The 20,323-nt window shown below is 41.9% G+C and carries 17 protein-coding genes and 1 tRNA gene; 6 read left to right on the top strand and 12 right to left on the bottom strand.

Features of this window, described 5'->3' with window-relative positions; translation table 11 throughout:
• Position 1: 1 nt before the first annotated feature.
• The 4 genes from DI060_RS03095 to eno are packed head-to-tail and all read right to left on the bottom strand — an operon-like array spanning position 2 to position 3,371.
• On the bottom strand, positions 2 to 1,006 hold the full coding sequence (locus DI060_RS03095; RefSeq protein ID WP_167836897.1) for a YheT family hydrolase: 1,005 nt from the start codon (positions 1,004 to 1,006) through the stop codon (positions 2 to 4).
• On the bottom strand, positions 999 to 1,607 hold the full coding sequence (locus DI060_RS03090; protein WP_108973581.1) for a ClpP family protease: 609 nt from the start codon (positions 1,605 to 1,607) through the stop codon (positions 999 to 1,001). The genes DI060_RS03095 and DI060_RS03090 overlap by 8 nt, the downstream gene beginning before the upstream one ends.
• Positions 1,608 to 1,618: 11 nt before the next feature.
• Entirely contained in the window at positions 1,619 to 2,065 is a 447-nt protein-coding gene (locus DI060_RS03085; RefSeq protein WP_108973579.1) for an FtsB family cell division protein, read from the bottom strand.
• Position 2,066: 1 nt separating this feature from the next.
• Entirely contained in the window at positions 2,067 to 3,371 is a 1,305-nt protein-coding gene (eno, locus tag DI060_RS03080; RefSeq protein WP_108973577.1) for a phosphopyruvate hydratase, read from the bottom strand.
• 128 nt (positions 3,372 to 3,499) lie between these two features.
• Here eno and lepA point away from each other — a divergent pair, with 128 nt between their 5' ends.
• The 3 genes from lepA (at position 3,500) to DI060_RS03065 (ending at position 7,141) form a co-directional block, all read left to right on the top strand.
• Positions 3,500 to 5,305, top strand: a complete 1,806-nt coding sequence (gene lepA, locus DI060_RS03075; protein WP_108973575.1) for a translation elongation factor 4 — start codon at positions 3,500 to 3,502, stop codon at positions 5,303 to 5,305.
• Positions 5,306 to 5,378: 73 nt separating this feature from the next.
• The gene (locus DI060_RS03070) at positions 5,379 to 6,200 is read left to right on the top strand and encodes a hypothetical protein (RefSeq protein ID WP_135354977.1); all 822 of its coding nucleotides are present in this window, start codon (positions 5,379 to 5,381) and stop codon (positions 6,198 to 6,200) included.
• A gap of 8 nt (positions 6,201 to 6,208) precedes the next feature.
• A complete protein-coding gene (locus DI060_RS03065; RefSeq protein ID WP_108973571.1) occupies positions 6,209 to 7,141 on the top strand; it encodes a glycosyltransferase family A protein in 933 nt (310 codons plus the stop codon).
• A gap of 85 nt (positions 7,142 to 7,226) precedes the next feature.
• Here the strand turns inward: DI060_RS03065 and DI060_RS03060 are convergent, their stop codons facing one another.
• Genes DI060_RS03060 through DI060_RS03050 form a run of 3 tightly spaced genes read right to left on the bottom strand, consistent with a single transcriptional unit; the run spans position 7,227 to position 10,600 of the window.
• Positions 7,227 to 7,958, bottom strand: a complete 732-nt coding sequence (locus tag DI060_RS03060) for a succinate dehydrogenase/fumarate reductase iron-sulfur subunit (RefSeq protein WP_167836910.1) — start codon at positions 7,956 to 7,958, stop codon at positions 7,227 to 7,229.
• Positions 7,959 to 7,966: 8 nt separating this feature from the next.
• On the bottom strand, positions 7,967 to 9,892 hold the full coding sequence (locus DI060_RS03055; RefSeq protein WP_108973567.1) for a fumarate reductase/succinate dehydrogenase flavoprotein subunit: 1,926 nt from the start codon (positions 9,890 to 9,892) through the stop codon (positions 7,967 to 7,969).
• A gap of 18 nt (positions 9,893 to 9,910) precedes the next feature.
• Positions 9,911 to 10,600, bottom strand: a complete 690-nt coding sequence (locus tag DI060_RS03050; protein ID WP_108973564.1) for a succinate dehydrogenase cytochrome b subunit — start codon at positions 10,598 to 10,600, stop codon at positions 9,911 to 9,913.
• A 402-nt stretch (positions 10,601 to 11,002) separates the two neighbouring features.
• Between DI060_RS03050 and DI060_RS03040 the strand changes: the two genes are divergently transcribed.
• Together DI060_RS03040 and DI060_RS03035 are read left to right on the top strand one after the other, a co-directional pair.
• Positions 11,003 to 11,830, top strand: coding sequence for an SPFH domain-containing protein (locus DI060_RS03040; RefSeq protein WP_108973560.1), 828 nt, complete (start codon positions 11,003 to 11,005; stop codon positions 11,828 to 11,830).
• A 4-nt stretch (positions 11,831 to 11,834) separates the two neighbouring features.
• The gene (locus DI060_RS03035) at positions 11,835 to 12,320 is read left to right on the top strand and encodes a hypothetical protein (protein ID WP_108973558.1); all 486 of its coding nucleotides are present in this window, start codon (positions 11,835 to 11,837) and stop codon (positions 12,318 to 12,320) included.
• Positions 12,321 to 12,454: 134 nt separating this feature from the next.
• Here DI060_RS03035 and DI060_RS03030 read toward each other — a convergent pair whose 3' ends face one another.
• Together DI060_RS03030 and DI060_RS03025 are read right to left on the bottom strand one after the other, a co-directional pair.
• A complete protein-coding gene (locus DI060_RS03030; RefSeq protein WP_108973556.1) occupies positions 12,455 to 13,141 on the bottom strand; it encodes a L,D-transpeptidase family protein in 687 nt (228 codons plus the stop codon).
• A gap of 79 nt (positions 13,142 to 13,220) precedes the next feature.
• A tRNA-Asn gene (locus tag DI060_RS03025) sits at positions 13,221 to 13,296 on the bottom strand.
• Between the two features lie 214 nt (positions 13,297 to 13,510).
• Here DI060_RS03025 and DI060_RS03020 point away from each other — a divergent pair.
• The gene (locus tag DI060_RS03020; protein WP_108973554.1) at positions 13,511 to 17,152 is read left to right on the top strand and encodes a vitamin B12-dependent ribonucleotide reductase; all 3,642 of its coding nucleotides are present in this window, start codon (positions 13,511 to 13,513) and stop codon (positions 17,150 to 17,152) included.
• Between the two features lie 65 nt (positions 17,153 to 17,217).
• Here DI060_RS03020 and gspN read toward each other — a convergent pair whose 3' ends face one another.
• The 3 genes from gspN to pilM are packed head-to-tail and all read right to left on the bottom strand — an operon-like array spanning position 17,218 to position 20,322.
• Positions 17,218 to 18,171, bottom strand: a complete 954-nt coding sequence (gene gspN / locus DI060_RS03015; protein ID WP_108973552.1) for a type II secretion system protein GspN — start codon at positions 18,169 to 18,171, stop codon at positions 17,218 to 17,220.
• A 4-nt stretch (positions 18,172 to 18,175) separates the two neighbouring features.
• Positions 18,176 to 18,700: a hypothetical protein gene (locus DI060_RS03010; protein WP_108973550.1), complete on the bottom strand. Its 525-nt coding sequence runs from the start codon at positions 18,698 to 18,700 to the stop codon at positions 18,176 to 18,178.
• Positions 18,700 to 20,322 carry a pilus assembly protein PilM gene (gene pilM / locus DI060_RS03005; RefSeq protein WP_108973547.1) on the bottom strand — a complete coding sequence of 541 codons (1,623 nt, stop codon included), beginning with the start codon at positions 20,320 to 20,322 and terminating at the stop codon, positions 18,700 to 18,702. Before pilM ends, DI060_RS03010 begins: the two co-directional genes overlap by 1 nt.
• Position 20,323: the final 1 nt, after the last annotated feature.

Genomic DNA, 20,323 nt, shown 5'->3' with positions numbered 1-20,323 from the left:
ACTAGGAAAGTTTACGATCAAAAAAATCCATAATCATTTTGGGCAACCATCTGCCGTCAGGATAATCAGAAGTAGAGTCGGAAATAAAACCGACGTGTCCACCTTTTTCAGTTAAGATTGTTTCTATGTTTTGGAACTTTTGCCAGTCAATTTCTCTCCATACTTCCGAAGGTACAACTGGGTCATCATCCGCGTGTATAACAAGCCCAGGTGTTTTTATATTTGAAAGGTATCGGCTACTTGAGCATATATTATAATATTCTAAAACATTTTTATATCCAGACATTGGTGCTGTAAAAAACTCATCAAAATCAAAAAAAGTCTTGGATTTCAAAACCTTCTCTATGGCTGAGCGTGAGATATCATAGATCCCAGACTCCACTTTCTCTTTCATCGTTGTTAAAAAATGGGTTCGGTAGAAAAGTCCAGCCCGTGAATCGATGAAGTCACAACTCCTGCGTAAATCTAAAGGTGGAGAAGTTGCGGAAAAAGCGCGGGCCTTAAATTTTCGATTCTCTCCGAAATACTTTAAGACTAAATTTGCTGAGAGGGAAAAACCGCTCACAACATATTTTTTTGTATAATACCTCTCTACATAACTTAGGACTGCATCCAAGTCTTCCGACTGACCTGCATTATAAGGTTTTCTCGCAAGACCTAATCCTTTTCCACAGTTGCGTAGATTCATTCGAATCACACCATAGCCTCGCAGGAGAGCTTCTTTTCCTACACTTACCATATAATGAGATTCTGAACTACCTTCCATCCCGTGGATTAGGATGATGTAGTGACCGTTCCACTTAGCTTCTTTGTTTTTGGAAAGGGAAAGGGGTGGGTTGTGCTCTAACCATAAATGGTCTTCGGTTCCATCGATCGTTGGTAAAACTATGGCTTCATTGAAGTACTCTTCCGCCAGAGAATTATCAGGTGGAAAGAGCACATTGTAAACGGTTTGTAGATGTTTCCCCTCAAGGAATCTCCGAGGGGTAAATCTTTTTTCAACCAACGTCGACGCTGGTGACAAGCTTGTCTACGATGCCATAAGCAATGGCTTCTTCTGCATCCATGTAATAATCCCGATCCGTATCCTCTACCAATTGATCGTAGGACTTTCCGCAAGCATCCGCCAAAAGTCGATTCAGCTTTTCTTTGGTTTTTATGATATCTTTGGCGTGGATCAAAAGATCAGTAGCTGGAGCTTGGATCTGACCTCCGATGGAGGGTTGGTGGATCATCACTCGACCGTTCGGCCAAATGTAGCGATGGCCTTTTTTACCACCAATGAGAAGAATGGAGCCCATAGATGCTGCCATCCCCATACATACGGTGTACACAGGGCTTGAAATCATTTGCATGGTATCGTAAACAACCATACCCGAAGTTACCACACCACCTGGACTATTGATATAAAAGGTGATAGGTTTGCCCGGTTCCATTAACTCGAGGTAGAGAAGTTTATTTACGAGATCTTTGGAAGATTCATCTGTGACTGGTCCCCAAAGGAAGATTTTTCTTTTTTCAAGGAACTTCTTTCCGATGTTTTTATCGCTGATAAGGTCTTGTAAGGTTTCTGTAATTTCTTTTTCTGGTGCTTCTGTATCTGGCATAATTTCAGTCTTCAAAGCTTAGACTGAGGAGGCAAGCTTTTCAATTTGAAATATACTCCCAAGCATAAGAAAACACTGAAAGAAATATAAAAGAATCTTAGGACAAAGAGAGGTGGCTCTGTCATTTTCATTTGTAGGGAAACCTGAGCGGCTTTTGGACCACTGGGGCTCAGTTCCTTTGCACTCATGGCTTCCACAAATTTGATCACTCGTGAGGATTCAGATAGGAGGTAATACTTCCTAGCTTCTTTTTCCAAGGCATAGGAATCATTTTGGAGGCGTTTTTCTCTTTCCTCCAAAACTTGGTTTTCAATGGCAAGGCGCTCCACCTCTTCGGATATCTTTTGGTGTTCTTTGGCGAGTAGTCTCTGTTCTGCGAGTCCAGATGAGGACAGAACGACCGCATAAAACAGTGTGCAAAGATATCCGACTAGAAGTGAGGCTTTCCCGGCTTTCATTTCATTTTCCTAAATTGTAAAAGGTGTGTTTCCCAGAATAAACTGCCCTTGCTCCCAATTCTTCTTCTATTCTCAATAGTTCGTTGTATTTGGCAATCCTGTCCGTTCTACTGAGAGATCCTGTCTTGATTTGGCCAGAATTGGTGGCTACGGCAATATGGGAAATGGTCGCATCTTCCGTTTCTCCAGATCTATGGGATACTACAGCGGTGTATTTGGCTTTTTTTGCCATTTCAATTGCACTCAAAGTTTCCGAAAGCGTTCCGATTTGGTTTACTTTGATCAATATTGAATTCCCAATCCCTTTTTGGATTCCTTGCGCTAACTTTTCAATATTGGTTACAAACAAATCATCACCTACAAGTTGGATCTTGGATCCAAGTTTTTCTGAAAGTTTTTTCCAGCCTGTCCAATCGTTTTCATCCAATCCATCTTCTATGGTAATGATCGGATACTTTGAAACTAAATTTGAGTAGTATTCGATGAGTTCCTCTGCTGTTTTCTCTGGTTTCTTTTCTGCTTTTAGGACGTATTTTTTCTTTTTCTCATCGTAGAATTCTGAAGCAGCAGCATCCAATCCGATTTTGATGTCTGTGTCTGGCTTGTAGCCTGCTTTTTCAATGGCAGTCAGAATCACTTCAATAGCCTCACTGTTGCTTGTCAAATTGGGTGCAAAGCCACCTTCATCGCCTACAGCCGTATTGAGGTTCTTTGACTTTAAAACAGACTTTAAATGATGGAAGACTTCAGCACCCATCCTTAATCCCTCTTTGAAGTTGGGAGCGGACACAGGAAGGATCATAAACTCTTGGAAGTCGATGTTGTTATCAGCATGAGAGCCTCCATTGATGATATTCATCATTGGAACGGGTAATTCTCTCGCGAATGACCCACCAATGTACCGATACAAAGGAAGACCTGTATGGTTTGCCGCAGCTTTTGCCAAAGCCAAAGAAACGCCTAAAATGGCGTTGGCACCTAATTTGGATTTGTTGGAGGTTCCATCCAAGCTGATCATTGCCTGGTCAACAGCCAGTTGTTCCAAAGCAGACATTCCGAGGATTGCCTTTGAGATCTTTTGGTTTACATTGGAAACTGCTTTCTCAACTCCCTTGCCCAAATACCTTTTTTTATCACCATCACGAAGTTCAACTGCTTCATGTTCACCAGTGGAAGCACCAGATGGCACCGCCGCACGTCCGAAGGAACCGTCTTCTAAAGTAACATCTACCTCGACAGTTGGATTCCCTCGGGAGTCCATGATTTCTCTCGCTTTCACTGATTTGATATTGGAATTTTGGGACATAGGGGTCTTTTGTATTCTCCTGACGCTTATACTTGCTTCCAGTGTAAGGAATTTTAACAAGCTGACAATAAACTTTTTCGACAGAGAGTCAGCACCCTAAAAAATGACATAAAAATGAGGGAATTGCTATGAACGATCGCCAACAAAACACTCGGAATTTTTCGATCATAGCACATGTGGACCATGGAAAATCCACATTGGCCGATCGACTCCTGGAGATTGGCCTTGTCACAGACCAAAGAACCAAAAAAGACCAAATCCTAGATTCCATGGACATCGAAAGGGAGAGAGGCATCACCATTAAGGCAAACAATGCTTCTTTTGATTACCGAGCCAATGATGGAAATTTATACCACCTAAATCTGATTGATACTCCTGGCCACGTGGACTTTACGTACGAAGTTTCTCGTTCCTTGGCGGCTTGTGAAGGTGTCCTTTTGATCGTCGATGCAAGCCAAGGTGTGGAAGCGCAAACCTTAGCTAACTTATACCTGGCAATGGAGCTTGACCTTCGTATCATCCCTGTCATTAACAAAATCGATCTACCTTCCGCCGATATAGATAAGTGCAAAATCATGATTGAAGAATCTCTAGGATTGAATCCAGATGAAGCAATTCCCATTTCGGCAAAAACTGGACTGAACGTAAAGGATGTACTAGAAGCAATTTGTAAAATGATCCCTCCGCCCAAAGGTGACAGAAATGCTCCACTAAAAGCTCTTATTTACGATTCCTTTTTCGATACATATATGGGTGTGGTTGCAAAGATACGTCTGTTCAATGGGAAGTTAAAGAAAGGGGAACAAATCCACATGATGAATGTGGGTAGGGATTTTATAGTAACCGAAGTAGGTGTTAACCGACTGACAATGGTTCCCGTCGAGGAACTCCAGTCAGGTGATGTAGGATATGTAGTTGCTGGAATGAAGAAGATGGGAGATGCCAAAACGGGAGATACCATTACCCTGAGCAATGACCCAACTGATTCGGTTGTGCAAGGATTTAAAGATGCAAAACCAATGGTGTTTGCCGGTCTTTTTCCCATCAATGGCGAAGATTTTGAAGTTTTGGTAGATGCGATCGAAAAGTTAAAGCTAAATGATTCAGCTTTAACTTTCGAAAGGGAAAACTCCATTGCACTGGGATTCGGATTTCGTGTGGGTTACCTGGGACTTCTTCATATGGAGATCGTACAGGAAAGACTTGAAAGGGAATTTAATTTAGCTCTGATCACAACGGCTCCGTCCGTTAAATTCAGGATCACAACCTCCAAAGACGAGACAGTGGAAATCGACAACCCCTCCAAATGGCCTGACCCTGTCTCGATAGAGAAAGCAGAAGAACCCTTTGTAAAAGCTACCATCATTTCCCCTGAGACCTATGTGGGCAATATCATGTCTCTCGTGATTGAAAAAAGAGGAGTGCATATGGATACTGTTTATCTTTCCAAAGATAAAGTTCAGCTAACATACGAACTCCCGCTCACAGAACTTATATTTCAATTTTATGATAAATTAAAATCCTACACTAAAGGCTACGCCTCTCTAGATTACGAAGAAGTAGGCTACCGAGAATCCAAACTGGTTCGAATGGACATCCTTGTGAATGGGGAACCTGTGGATGCCCTTTCCTCTATTGTGCATAAATCCAAAGCAGAAGAACGAGGTAGGGCCATCATTGAAAAACTAAAAGATTTGATTCCTAGACATCAATTTATGATTCCTATCCAAGCGGCCTTAGGTTCTAAGGTGATCGCAAGAGAAAGCATCTCTGCCTTGCGAAAAAATGTAACGGCAAAGTGCTACGGAGGAGATATCTCCCGTAAGAAAAAACTTTTGGAAAAACAGAAAGAAGGTAAAAAACGAATGAAGCAAATTGGCAATGTGGAGATCCCACAGGAAGCCTTTTTGTCCATTTTAAAAACGAGTGATTGAGAAAAGCCTTTCCTCTTTTTTCAAAGAGCTCTCCCAGAGAGAGCTTCCCATTCGATTTCAGCAAATTGGGCCCATGCCAGAGACCCCAGAGCTCATACTCGTTCGAGATGATACATTGCCCTTGGGCTTCGGAACAAAACTTCGAAAGATCCAAGGCATTCTCTCTAAACTAGGAAACTGCAAAAGCATTTGCATCGTGGGAAGCATCCATAGCAATTTCCTTGCATCCTTCGTTACCGTCTTCCACTGCCTTGGATACAAAAGCAAAGTCTTTGCATTTACCAAAGATGCTACAAAAAGATCAGCAAATCGATGTTTAGTGGAATATTTTGCAAATGATCTGAGGCTGTTTTCATCCAGAAAAGAAGCTCTCCTAGCCCACAAGCTTGAAGTTGGTGCCGAAGGATGGCTACCGGAATTTGGTTTTATGCCTGAGGCAGTATCAGGCTTACAAGGACTTTGGGAAGGGATAGAGAATTCCTATCCTGGTAGGAAAACTCTCTTTCTCGAAATTGGTTCTGGGCTTAGTTTTCTCTCAGCACAGGATTTTTTTTCCCAAACCCAATGCGAGGTGCAAGGGTTGTGTATAGGAGAATCCAAATCCCAGTTTGTGGAATTACTTCTCGAGCGAACGAAAGTTTTAGGTCTTGGGCAAGATAGCATTTCCTTGGACAACATCCATGAACAAAGAAAACCCTATGCAAAACGAGATATACGAGAACGGGAGAAAGCAAAGAGTCTCTTTAAAACTACGGGAATTCTCTTTGATCCTCTCTATGCTATGCCAATGTTAGAATTTTTAACCAGTCTCCCAAACAAAGAAAAGTATCCCAAACCTTGGTTGTATTTGCACCAAGGTGGTCAGATCAATTTTCTCAACTTTATAGGAGGATAAAGTACGAAATGGTACCTCTGGTTAGCGTCATCATCCCTGTCCATAACCGAAGTTTGCTTCTCCAACGTGCTGTACATTCAGTTCTTAAACAAACCTATCCTAATATAGAATTGATCGTAATCGACGATGGTAGCGATCACAAAGAAGCTCTAGCGACAGAAGTCTTTCTGCAAACTGTTCAAAGTCTCTCACTAAAAAAAAATTGGAATCTCAAATGGGAAAGACAGGCCAAACAAGGTGTTTCGAGTGCAAGAAACCACGCCGTTACCTTGTCGCAAGGGGATTGGCTAACGTTTTTAGATTCCGATGATGAATGGTATCCATCCAAATTAGAAAAGCAAATGGCATTCCATGCAAACAATCCCCAGCTTTTCGTCTCACAGTGTGAAGAGGAGTGGATACGAAAGGAAAGATTTGTAAACCAACCCCAAAAGTTACAAAAAAGGGAAGGATTTTTCTTCAAAGAATCTCTCGAGAACTGTTTGGTCACGGTTTCCAGTGTCTGTTTGAAGAGGGAACTCTGGACGGAACTTGGCGGTTTTCGCGAGGAATTGCCTGCCTGTGAAGACTATGACCTTTGGCTTCGGATATTTGCCTTGGGGAGGGAAATCGGTCTTCTCAAAGAGACCTTACTTATACGCTACGGTGGACACCCCGATCAACTTTCCATGAGATACAAAGCCATGGACCGATTTCGGATCTATTCTATGTTGCATATTCTCTCTACGTTTTCCCATGGAATGAAGGAGGAGAATCTTCAATCTCTGATCAGAACACTAGTGCGAAAATGGGAAATTTTGGCTTTGGGCTACGAAAAACGAAAGGCAGAGATACCAAAAGAAGCGAGAGAGGCTTTCCGAAAGATAGTGAAAGATCCATTTGCGCATGGATCTTGGTTTGGAGCATTAGAGCAGTTTTTACTTTCGGACACCTTTCAGTAGGTAGGCTGATTCGAAGGTTTTGTTCTTTGGAAAAACTCTTACCTCTCGTACCTAAGACACAAGAGGTAAGGGTCTGTGGTTTGGATTAGCTTGCGATGAATTCTCGGTTCAATCTTGTGATGAAGTTGACAGAGATTTCTTTCGGACAGGCAGCCTCACACTCGTATTGGTTTGTGCAATTGCCGAAACCTTCTTTATCCATTGCCTGCACCATTTTCCGAACCCGTTCTTTCTTTTCAACTTGGCCCTGTGGGAGTAGAGCTAAGTGAGAAACTTTTGCGGAAACAAAGAGCATGGCGGATGCATTTTTACAAGCGGCTACACAAGCACCACAGCCGATGCAAGTTGCTGCATCCATTGCAAGATCAGCATCCACTTTCGGGATAGGGAGTGCATTTCCGTCTGGAGCTCCTCCTGTGTTAACAGACACATAACCACCTGCCTGGATGATACGATCAAAAGCGGAACGATCGACCACTAAATCTTTAACGACTGGAAATGCCTTTGCGCGCCATGGTTCTATGTAGACTGTATCCCCATCATTGAACTTTCTCATGTGCAGCTGGCAAGTTGTCGTACCCTTTTCTGGTCCATGCGGAACACCATTGATCACCATAGAACAAGAACCACAAATCCCTTCTCGGCAGTCGTGGTCGAATGCAATGGGCTCTTCTCCTTTTTGGACTAAACCTTCATTGACAACGTCCAACATCTCCAAAAAGGACATATGTTCGTTCACATTGTCCGCTTCATAACTGACCATCTTGCCTTTGTCAGATGCATTTTTTTGGCGCCAAACTTTTAAATGTAACTTCATTGTTTTCATTATTTATAGCTCCTCACCGCAAGGTGAACATTTTCAAAGTTAAGTTCTTCTCTCTGTTCTACCGGCGTTTTTCCTTCGCCTTGGTAAGCCCATGCCGAAACGTGGCAGAATTTATCATCGTTTCTTTTCGCTTCTCCATCTTCTGTCTGGAATTCTTCTCTGAAGTGACCACCACAAGATTCTTCGCGAGTCAATGCATCTAAACACATCAACTCACCAAACTCTAAAAAGTCGGCAACTCGACCAGCTTTCTCAATCTCTTGGTTTAGCTCGCCGTTCACACCTGTCACTTTGAGGTTTGTTTTAAACTCTTCGCGAATCTCGGAAATGCGTTTGATCGCACCTTTAAGTCCAGACTCGTTTCTTGCCATTCCACATTCATCCCACATGATCTTACCGAGTTCACGATGGAAGTCATCCGGAGTACGCTTTCCATTTGTATTTAAAAATTGGTTAATTTGTGCTTTTACTTTCTCTTCCGCCTCTTTAAATTCCGGTCTATCAGTGGAAATGTTTTTAAATCCCTCTCTAGCAAAATAATCCCCGATTGTATAAGGTATTACAAAATATCCGTCAGCAAGGCCCTGCATGAGAGCAGAAGCACCAAGACGGTTCGCACCGTGGTCAGAGAAATTTGCCTCACCTAGCACGTGTAAACCAGGAATAGTTGACATCAGATTGTAGTCCACCCAGAGACCACCCATGGTATAGTGAACTGCAGGGTAAATCCGCATTGGCACCTTATAAGGATTTTCGCCTGTGATTCTTTCATACATTTGGAAGAGGTTGTCATAACGATCCGCAACCACTTTTTCCCCTAATCGTTTGATGGAATCCGTAAAGTCTAAGTAGACACCTAAACGTTTATCACCCACAAGAGGGCCTACACCCAGACCATGGTCGCAAGCCTCTTTTGCTGAACGTGATGAGATATCTCTAGGGGCTAAGTTTCCGTAGGAAGGGTATTTTCTTTCTAAGTAGTAGTCTCTTTCAGATTCAGGAATTTCATGTGGAGGTCTAAGGTCCCCTTTTTGTTTAGGAACCCAAACTCGTCCATCATTTCTGAGAGATTCAGACATCAAGGTGAGTTTAGATTGATAGGCTCCTGACTGCGGAATGCAAGTAGGGTGGATCTGCGTATAACAAGGGTTCGCGAACAGAGCACCTTTTTTGTAGGCTCGGTATGTTGCAGTAACATTGGAACCTTTAGCATTTGTAGAGAGATAAAAAACATTTCCATATCCACCAGAAGCAAGGATCACCGCATCTGCCGCATGCGAGCTGATTTCACCGGTTACTAAGTCCCTGACCACCACTCCTTTTGCATGCCCATCCACGAGAACCACATCTAACATTTCCGTACGTGGATACATTTTCACTGCACCTTTTGCGATTTGTTTTTCTAGGGCAGAGTAGGCACCTAACAAAAGCTGTTGTCCTGTTTGGCCTTTTGCGTAAAAAGTCCTTGAGACCTGAGCACCTCCGAAGGAACGGTTCGCTAAATTGCCACCATATTCTCTTGCGAAAGGAACACCTTGCGCTACACACTGATCTATAATGTTCGTAGAAACCTGTGCCAAACGATAGACATTGGCTTCTCTTGCACGGAAATCTCCACCTTTGATAGTATCATAAAACAAGCGATAAACGGAGTCACCATCATTTTGGTAGTTTTTGGCAGCATTGATACCACCTTGTGCAGCAATCGAATGTGCGCGTCTAGGCGAGTCTTGGAAACAAAAAACAGAGACTTGGTATCCGAGTTCAGATAGAGAGGCAGCAGCAGAGGAACCGGCTAGACCTGTACCAATGATGATAACTTTGTACTTACGTTTGTTCGCAGGGTTAACAAGTTTTATATCTGACTTGTGTTTGTCCCATTTCTGCTCAAGTGGACCTGATGGAATTTTTGAATCTAATTTCATAATTTCTCCTTTAGCTCCTTATTTCACAAAGCCCAAAAGTATTGATATGGGCATGGAGCTATTTCCGATAAAGACAATGAGTGCAAGTGCACTTGATAACTTCTGGATTGTTGGGTTATGTTTGGGAGCAAAGATCCCTAAACTTTGAAACATTGATCCGAGCGCATGAGAGAAATGCAGTGCAAGGAAAAACATAAAAACGATGTAGGCAATGGAAATGGGAGCTTGTTGGAATCCAAGGATGACCATCGCATATACATCATGCACCATTTCCCCGTTTTTGAGTTGGTAGACGTTTGTATAATGTTCGGGGTTTGTAATGCCCAAAGTAAAGTGGAGAAGGTGGTAGACCAAAAAAGTCAAAAGCAATAGACCACTATAGATCATAGTCCGTGAAGCAAGAGAGGCCTGAATGGTGCTATTCTTTGCATACGAGACAGGTCTTGCATTGCTGTTCTCCCGCTTTAGCTGGATAGCAACAACTACGTGCCCGACGAAGGCTACAAGAAGTCCGATTCTTGCCACCCATAACAGTGGTCCCAAATCTTTTAGAAATTTAGCGTAGGCGTTAAGTTTTTCTGCGCCCTGGTAAACTTGCAAATTTCCTAACATATGCATAACCACGAAACCAAACCAGATGAACCCGGTAATTGCCATGATTATCTTCTTCCCTATAGAGGTTTGAAAGAAGGATAGACTCAAGGTCATTGAATTGCTCCTGAAGATAGATTGAAGGTCAGTTTTTGATACTGGGAGGAGGTCTCCCGTACACTTAAGTATCGGTGTATCATTGGATATTTCCCATGATTAGACCACTTACTCCTTTCGTAAATTCATAAAAGTGATTCACTTTTTTGTTTGTAGGATAGGAGGATCTAAACCAAAAAAGAGATGGATGCCCAAGGATAAGGAAAAGTTTTTATTTCGGTTTCGGCTTTTTTGCGGAATCCTCGTTGCGTTTGCATACGGATATCTCTATCTTTATCAATTACCCATATTGATTTCAAGTGAAACGAATCTACACGTCGCATTAGGTCTCGTACTTTTGCTTGCTTCTTGGCTGTTTCCGTTCATTCTATGGGTTGAATTTCGAAAAAAGGAAGACCGACAATGAAACGATATTGGAAACCCGGGATACTGATTCTTATTCTCATTTCCTTCGCCTTTATAGGCTGCCAAAAGGTCCCCGCCGGCTACATAGGAGTGAAAGTCTATTTGCTCGGATCGAACAAAGGTGTAGACTCAGAAGAATTGGGTGTCGGTCGCTATTGGATTGGCATCAATGAAGAGTTATATCTTTACCCAACTTTTACTAAGACTTACGTTTGGACCTATGATTCCCAAGAAGACTCTGAATCCAATGAGTCCATAGACATCCAAACTAAAGAAGGCCTGACGGTGAACGCTGATGTCGGAATCCAGTTCCGCATCGACCCGTCCAAAGCAAATATACTCTTCCAAACTTACAGGAGAGGAATCGATGAAATTACAGATAGTGTCCTACGCACAGCCGTACGAGATAGTTTAAATCGTCTGGCATCTGCTATGACCTCTGATATGATCTACGGACCTGGAAGAGTGGATCTCATTGAAAAAGCGACTGTTGCCATCCGAGATGAATTTATCCCAAAAGGCATCATAGTGGAACGATTGTATTGGATTGGAACCATGCGTCTGCCAGAAAAAGTCAAACAGGCCTTAGATGCAAAAATTGAAGCCATCCAAAAAGCGGAAAGCCGAGAGAATGAATTGCGAGAAGCACTTGCACAGGCAAAGATAGACAAAGCCAAGGCGGAAGGAACTGCAGCCCAAATCAGACTAGAATCCCAGCAACTAACACCTTTAATGATACAAAAGCTGTGGATAGAGAAATGGGATGGAAAGCTTCCGCAGAATATGATGGGGGATAAAACCAATATTCTCATTCCATTTAAATAATAGAATGTTGAGAGTTTTCCTCGGATTCAGCCTAACATTTGCGGTCTTATTTTGCCAAACAGAAGAGATCAAACAATCGGATAAACAAAGGTTAGCTCTTGAAAAAGGCTTTCCTTTGTTTATCAACATCGACAGAAAAACAGTTGGTAAAAACCCAAGAAACCTTATCTTTCCCATCCAAGTGAGAAATATCAGTCCAGAAACCTCGATTGCCTCCGTCAAAATCCTTTTCTTTGGCTTGGATTTTCAAAAAAAGATTATACCCATTGAAGGACAGAAGACTCCTGAACTCCTTTGTGTCCTACCGAACAGGCTTTCACCAGGAAAGATGGACCGCTGTACCCTCGGACCAATCTCCTTTGGTGCAGATCTTATCGAACTACGGATCCATTCCATCTCCTTTACGACAGAAGGAAACCAAAGGCATTTCCTGGACGAAGCGGATGCAAAGGATGTGGTAGAATGGCGGGAAGCTCCCAGGAAACAATAATGGTATCCGAAGAGTATCGAACGAATCAAACCGTGTAAAGGATCTACGAGTACTCGCAAAACTAGTTCCGAGCTAATGCGACATAAGATTGATTATGGGAAGTAATGGATTTTTCAGATCTGCATCGACTCTCATCACTCTGCAGTCTCTTGGCCTGAGATTGGCCATGAGTAAGGACTCCATAGTGGCGATTCTTTCTCTTGGATGATCAGTTTGGGTTTGTGTTTTGGATCTAAATGCTTTGCGATTTCTTTCCAATCCTCTAAAGGAAGCCCGAGGCAACCGGAGGTCGGTCTCGGTTCTTCCCAAGGGTGGACAAAGAGCATACTGCCAGCGCCTTTCTGATTGGCTTTTTCTGTATTGTGTTCAATGACCAAAAAAAGTGCATAGATCGGGCTATCCCAAAGTCGTACAGCACCTTTCTTGGGATGCCTAAGGAACTGGTTGTACGACTTTGAATTGGGATCTCCATCCCAATGGGATGACTTTGTGAATACGGATATCGGAAACGAAAAATGTTGGACTCTTGTCTTTGCGTAGATCCTTTTTATGGGATAAATACCGATTGGTGTCTTCCCATCGCCTTCCCGTTTCTGGTCCATTTGGACCAAACCCTGTGATCCGATCCAGACCGAATTTGCAAAGGCAATCCGATACCATTCTTTCTCCTCTCTCTCCCAGAGACTTAGCTCTCCCCTTGAGTTTTCCGAATTTCCGTCGAGAAGAAGGATCTGTTCAGGACAGAGCGAGCCACTAAGGGGAAAAAAGCATAGGAATAGATAGGCAAAGGCAGTGATTGGCCAAAAGAAAGATCGTATCATGGGGAAAGTTTGAAAGGGTAACTTGGTTCAGTGAGGAGAATCTGGCCTACTCACAGTTCAGAACAGACTCAAGAATCCGTGGCTCCCCCTGCTGGGCTCGAACCAGCGACCCAATGATTAACAGTCATTTGCTCTACCGACTGAGCTAAAGGGGAAACTCGAATCTTTGGCCATGGTAGAGAAAGAGCCTTTCCCGTCAATGAAAATGAATGTGAATATGGCATTTTTCCCACCCGATTTTTTTACTGAAAATAGAATGGTACAACAAAAAAAAGAATGAGGAGAGAGAAAGTTTCCTTCATTGTGACATAATCCCTACCGGTCCCGGTTAGGGAATCATATAGATGTCTAATTTGAGATGGGGTTTGCATGAAGATAGCGCGGCATTTTACAAAAGATAATTCAGGTTTGTATCCTGGCATTCTGTGGACAAAAAAAGACTCACGGATCACCAATCCAGATGGTTCCGTTGTTTTTGAAGCAAATGGAGTGGAAGTCCCAGATTTTTGGTCCCAAGTGGCGACAGACATCATCGCTCAAAAGTACTTTCGTAGAAAGGGCGTGCCTAAATACCTAAAAAAAGTAGCCGAAAAAGGCATCCCAGAATGGTTGCAGCGTTCCGTTGCCGATGAAGAAAAATTATCTGCTTTAAATCCAGAAGATCGCTATGTGGGAGAAACTGATACCAAACAAGTATTCCACCGTCTTGCGGGCTGTTGGACGTATTGGGGTTACAAATACGGGTATTTCTCTGATGAAGATAGTGCGCGCGTCTTCTATGAAGAAACTATCTTTATGCTGGCTAGCCAAATGGCTGCACCAAATTCCCCTCAATGGTTTAACACAGGTTTGCACTGGGCGTATGGCATCGATGGCAAGTCGCAAGGACACTATTATGTAGATCCCAAGTCTGGTAAATTGGTACGCTCCGCCTCTTCTTACGAACACCCACAACCTCACGCTTGTTTCATTCAATCCGTAGACGATGACCTCGTAAATGAGGGTGGTATCATGGACCTTTGGGTACGGGAAGCAAGACTTTTCAAATATGGTTCTGGCACAGGCACAAATTTTTCTCAAATCCGAGCCGCCAATGAATCTCTTAGCGGTGGTGGAAAGAGTTCCGGATTGATGTCATTTTTAAAGATAGGCGACCGAGCTGCGGGAGCGATCAAATCGGGTGGGACAACTAGACGAGCGGCCAAAATGGTTTGTTTGGATTTAGACCACCCCGATATTGAAGAGTTTATCGACTGGAAAGTACAAGAAGAGAAAAAAGTGGCTTCTTTGGTCACCGGTTCCATCCTCAATAACCGACTCTTAAATGAGATCATGACTGCCTGTGTCTCCGCAAAAGGAAGTTTAGGCGAAGAGAATGCATATGATCCTCAACACAATGAAATATTAGCGAAAGCAATACGCAAGGCTCGTAAGTCTTACATCCCAGATAATTACATCAAACGGGTGATCGATTTAGCAAAACAGGGATACAAAGATATTCTATTCGAAGAGCTTACCACTGATTGGCAATCAGAGGCTTACAACACTGTATCTGGCCAAAACTCCAACAATTCCGTTAGGATCACAAATGATTTTATGGAAGCGGTAGAGAAAGACCTTAGCTACTCTCTTTACAACCGAACTGAAAAAGATAGAGCAAAACGCGAAGGAAGAGAACCGAAGCCAGCTAAGACTCTAAGAGCACGTGACCTCTGGGAGAAAATTGCCAATGCTGCCTGGAGTTCAGCGGACCCAGGAACCCAATACCATACAACAATCAATGAATGGCATACCTGCCCTGAAGATGGCGATATCAACGCGTCTAACCCTTGTTCCGAGTATATGTTTTTGGACAATACAGCATGTAACTTAGCCTCTGCAAACCTTATCAAATTCTTAAAGGAAGATGGTAGTTTCGATGTAGAAAGTTACAGATACCTGAATAAAATTTGGACCATCATACTTGAAATTTCTGTCTTAATGGCACAATTTCCATCCAGAGAAATTGCGGAACTCTCCTACAAGTTCAGAACTTTAGGACTTGGGTATGCAAACTTAGGTTCATTGCTTATGGTCATGGGCATTCCTTATGATAGCCAAGAAGCAATGGCAGTCACTGGTGCCATAACATGTATTATGCATATGACTGCCTATGCAACCTCTGCGGAGATGGCGGGTGAACTTGGTACTTTCCAAGGTTACGAAAAGAACAAAGAACATATGTTACGCGTGATCCGAAACCATAGGAAGGCAGCTTACAACGCTCCCAAAGAAGAATTCGAGGGATTGACCATCACTCCGATTGGAATTAACCCCTCTTACTTACCAAGTTATCTTTTAGAAGCAGCAAAAGAAGACGCAGACCGTGCCCTAGAACTCGGAATCAAAAATGGCTATCGAAATGCCCAAGTCACTGTAATTGCTCCTACTGGAACCATTGGACTTGTCATGGATTGCGATACTACTGGAATCGAACCTGATTTTGCCTTGGTAAAATTCAAAAAACTCGCAGGTGGAGGCTACTTTAAGATCATCAATCAATCTGTTCCTTTGGCCTTGAAAAAATTAGGCTACAACCAAACAGAAATAGATGCGATCGTTAACTATTGCAAAGGTCACGCAACATTCAATGGAGCCCCAGGTGTAAGCACAGCTCGATTGAGAGAAAAGGGATTTACGGAAGAAGTACTCGAAAAGTTAGAAAAACAACTTCCATTTGTATTTGATATTCAATTTGCATTCAACAAATACACTCTTGGTGAGGATTTCTTTGCAAAAACTTTAGGTATAGACCCTACTCTATATAACCAAGCAGGCTTTAATTTACTGGAGCACTTAGGTTTCAGTACTGATGAAATTGGCCAAGCAAATGACTATGTTTGCGGTACGATGACCATTGAAAATGCACCATTCATTAAAGATAAAGATCTTCCTGTTTTTGATTGTGCAAATAAATGCGGCAAATACGGCAAACGATTCTTAAGCTACCAATCGCACATCAAACTTATGGCTGCTGCTCAACCATTTATATCAGGTGCGATCTCTAAAACCATCAACCTTCCAGAGGAAGCAAGCATTGAGGACATCAAAAACGCTTACCATATGTCTTGGAAGGTAATGATCAAAGCAAACGCACTGTATCGTGATGGATCCAAGTTATCTCAACCTCTAAATTCAGTCTTCCAACTGTTTAGCAATTTAGAGGAGGAAGAAGAGGAATTGGCGAATGAAAAGCCAAGAGCAAAAACGGTAACAGAAGTAGCGGAGAAACTAGTCTACAAATACATATCGGAAAGAAGGAAGTTGCCACACCGTAGGGCTGGCTATACCCAAAAAGCCATGGTAGGTGGCCATAAAGTTTATTTGAGAACGGGAGAATATGAAGACGGTCAGCTAGGAGAAATCTTCATAGATATGCATAAAGAAGGTGCGGCTTTCCGATCTTTGATGAATGCCTTTGCCATCGCGATTTCTCTAGGACTTCAACATGGTGTTCCATTAGAAGAGTTTGTGGAAGCCTTTACTTTCTTTAAATTTGAACCAAATGGAATGGTTTCTGGCAATCCACACATTAAAATGTCTACTTCGGTGATCGACTATATCTTCAGAGAATTGGCGATTACTTATCTCGGCCGTTATGACCTTGCGCAAGTTTCACCTGATGATTTGAGAACCGATGAGATAGGTCGAAAGACAGAGATGAAGGAAGAAACAGAGGGAAAGCCTAAAGGCAACGGAATCAACAAACCGTTGCAAGTTGCGCCTCTTTCTATGAAATCAGCCCTTGCTGAAAAACCAAGCATTAGCAAAGAACCTGTTTTAGCAACAGTGTCCACAGGGCCGGCAAACGCTGGCTCAGCGACCTCAGCGGAGACACTACGAAATATTGCCGAAGCACGGATCAAGGGATATACTGGTGACTCCTGCACTGAATGTGGATCCTTTCAGATGGTACGAAATGGATCGTGTTTAAAGTGTATCTCTTGCGGATCCACGACAGGTTGTTCCTAAGGAAAATCAAATTCCTTCCAAACTTTCTGAAGTTTGGAAGGAAGATTGTTTAGAAGCTGAGATGCTTATTGAGCAGGTTTTTCTTCGGTAGTTTGGATATTGGGATTACCAAACTGGTTCAGATTGGGTAGGTCTACCTTAGGAGCGTTGATACTCCCACGCACAGGCACACAGATGCGGCCATTTTCTTGGGGCAAGAGCGTGGCTAAACCAGCAATATCTGGTCTTTCTTGTGAAAATTTTTCATTCAATATCCCACAAACCTTAAGGTCAAGTTGCGAAAGCCCAAAGGCATCTGAAAGACGGATAACACCTTGGATTTGGAATCGAGCCATATTGGTTTCGAAATTTCCCTTTTCTATGCTCATCTTTCCTGCTCTGATCTTAAATTGAAGGCTACCCCGTTTCAATTCTGTATCTTTTAGGCTTCCAAGCAGAGGGATTTCCATAGATTCTAAAATTTTTCCACCTGCAAGTTCTATCTCCCCTTCCCCTGCCCATTTGGATATTTTTTCATCTAACATCGCCAAACGAAGAGGAAATTTAAGAGATCTGATTTGTAAGACTAGTTCACTCCCTTCGTAGCGGAAAAATCCAATTTCTGTATCTCCCTCCCAACGTTGTCCTAGTAGTCCCAACAAGGATACGGAGACACTTAATTCTTCCGCTTTTAGCAAATTCCCATTATTGAACTGCAAAGAAAACGCATCGAAAGACTTTCTACCTAAGAGAGGGAAATGTATTTCTTTTGCCTCTATTGTCATACCGGTTTCTTTTGAGAGTCTACCCAATAATGACCGAACCATTTCATCTAGAGGGAAGGTAAAGAGTACGAAGATAAAAAAGGATGCAATACCAAAACCAACTAAACTAATGATTTTCTGAGTCGTGAGTTTTTTGGCTTCTTCAATCTCCTCATCCTCCGCAAGAGATTCATCTTCATCCAATAAGGATTCCTGTAGAGTTTCTGCATCTAAAAACTCATCCTCTTCATCTTTCAATTCACTTTCTCTTTCCATACAACTACTTCCCCTTTACAATTCGATTGTAAGAAGATACTCTTATGTTGACGTCGTACACTTCTTTCTCCGCGAAAGGTTTTCTAAAACTGAGATAATCTACTTTTGCCTGAACTTGTTTATTCTTTTCTATATCATAAATCATCTTTATGACATCTTGAAGTAATACGGATCGAAAGGATATATCGATTGTGATCTTGTTATAATCCTTTCGAATCACTGTATTCGAATCTTTCATGGTCTGCACTTTATCTTTCAAATTGTACCGCACCATGATTTGGTCCAATTTGGAATACATAACGCTAACGTCTTCCTCGCTACCACCTGATTGTAAGCTTCTTAAATAATTAAATTCACGAACTATACGATCTAGTTGCGTGGCTTGGCTTCGTGTTTCATAAATTTCTTCTGTAAGGGCATTACGCATATCAGCAAACAGAGAAAAAATTACAAATATACCAAGTAGACTTACAAATGCCACCGAGGCAAACAACATGATCCTTTCTCTGTCACTCAATCGATCAATCATTAGTTTTCATCCTTGGGAATCACAATATCCATCTTAATCTTAAAGCTGACTTTGAATTTGTTTACGCCAGTAATGAGTCTTTTGTTTAAAACTTGAACATTTGTAAATTTTTCAGATTTTTCAAGTGCGGCCTGTATCGTTCCAATTTCACCAAATTCATTGACTCGACCATAGATTTGGATTTCATTTTCTTCGAAGTTAAATTGATCCAAAACAAATGGAAGTGCATCATTGCCAGGAAACTGTTCCGTTGCCTCATTCATGAGATCCAATATGCTCTCTTTAGAAAGGAATAGTCTGTATATCTCGGTTTTTTTCTTTTCAGCTTTTAAACGATCACTCGCAACACGAATGACATCTTCATCTTCTGCAATATCTCCGCCCATACCATTACGGTATTTTTCTAGCAGGATTTTCTTGTTTGCATTGATCTTTCGTTTATCAAGAACGATACCGATCACAAAAACGCCAAGCAACAGGATAATTGAAATTCCAACGAGAATAAAATGTGGACGAAATGAACTAAACCGAAATCGATTAGAATTGATTCGTTTTGCAAAATTAGTGGATAAAAAATTTACCTTACTCCGAGATTCATAATGAATTCCCGTAGCAATGGCTGTGACCAGCGTTGAATCTTCGATCCCTAAAAAATCATAACGACTGACTGGCAAATTGAATCTTTGCTGCATCCATTCCAATTGTCCCCAAAACAAACTACCTCCACCAGAAAGAAGAACCAAGGAGGGTCTATCCATTTCGGATAGAGAAAAAATACTATTTTCTATTTGATTCATTAATGAATCAAGTTTTGAGAGTATTGTCTGTTTTAATGATTTAAACTGTGATGACGAAATTCCATATTTAGAGCAAAATGATTGTATCTTTGCAATTTCTTCTGAGTCAGAAAAAATAGAAAACTGAATGTTTTGTTTGATGGATTCGGCTTCTGAAACATCTATACCCAATAGTTTTGAAATATACTCTGTAATTTCATTTCCACCAATGTAAATTTGACGCGTATGTCTGAGTTTACCTTCCGAAACAATATTCAAAATGGTAAACTTTCCACCTATATCAATTTGCATCACAGACCTTTCTTTTATCAATTGGTTGTAGTGTTTGCTGACCAAAGTCGACAATACAAAGGAATCCAATGAAAGGCAAGATAGTTGCAAATCTCCTTTTGCAAAGGGGCGTAGTGCCCTCTGCAATTCGGAATGGTGTACATTGAAACATATAACATCCGAATTTTCTTTTCCTACTCGCCACGTTTTCCCGATCACCTCTAATTCCTCTATGGGATAAGGGACTAGATTTTCTATCTCAAAAGGCAATACTTCTTGGATGGCTTTCTCGTTAGTGAGAGGTACAGTAATATCTCTGACAAATAAATTATGGATTCCTAAATTGATTAAAAAACGGTTTTCTTCTGGGAAAAAAGATTGTATGAACCTAACAATATTGTATTCGAAAGGATCTCCTTCTGCTTCGTCTAAGTGGACAACAGGAAGGGTTTCGGTGCGGAGAATCGTTACTTTCCCAAGAACCTTTTTAAACAACACTCCTTTTAGCAAAGTGCTTCCATAATCGATTGCTAAATACTGATCAAATGAGAGCATT

This window comes from Leptospira ryugenii (genome assembly GCF_003114855.1).
Taxonomy (GTDB): Bacteria; Spirochaetota; Leptospiria; order Leptospirales; family Leptospiraceae; genus Leptospira_A; species Leptospira_A ryugenii.
This window is presented reverse-complemented; position numbering and strand designations above follow the sequence as displayed.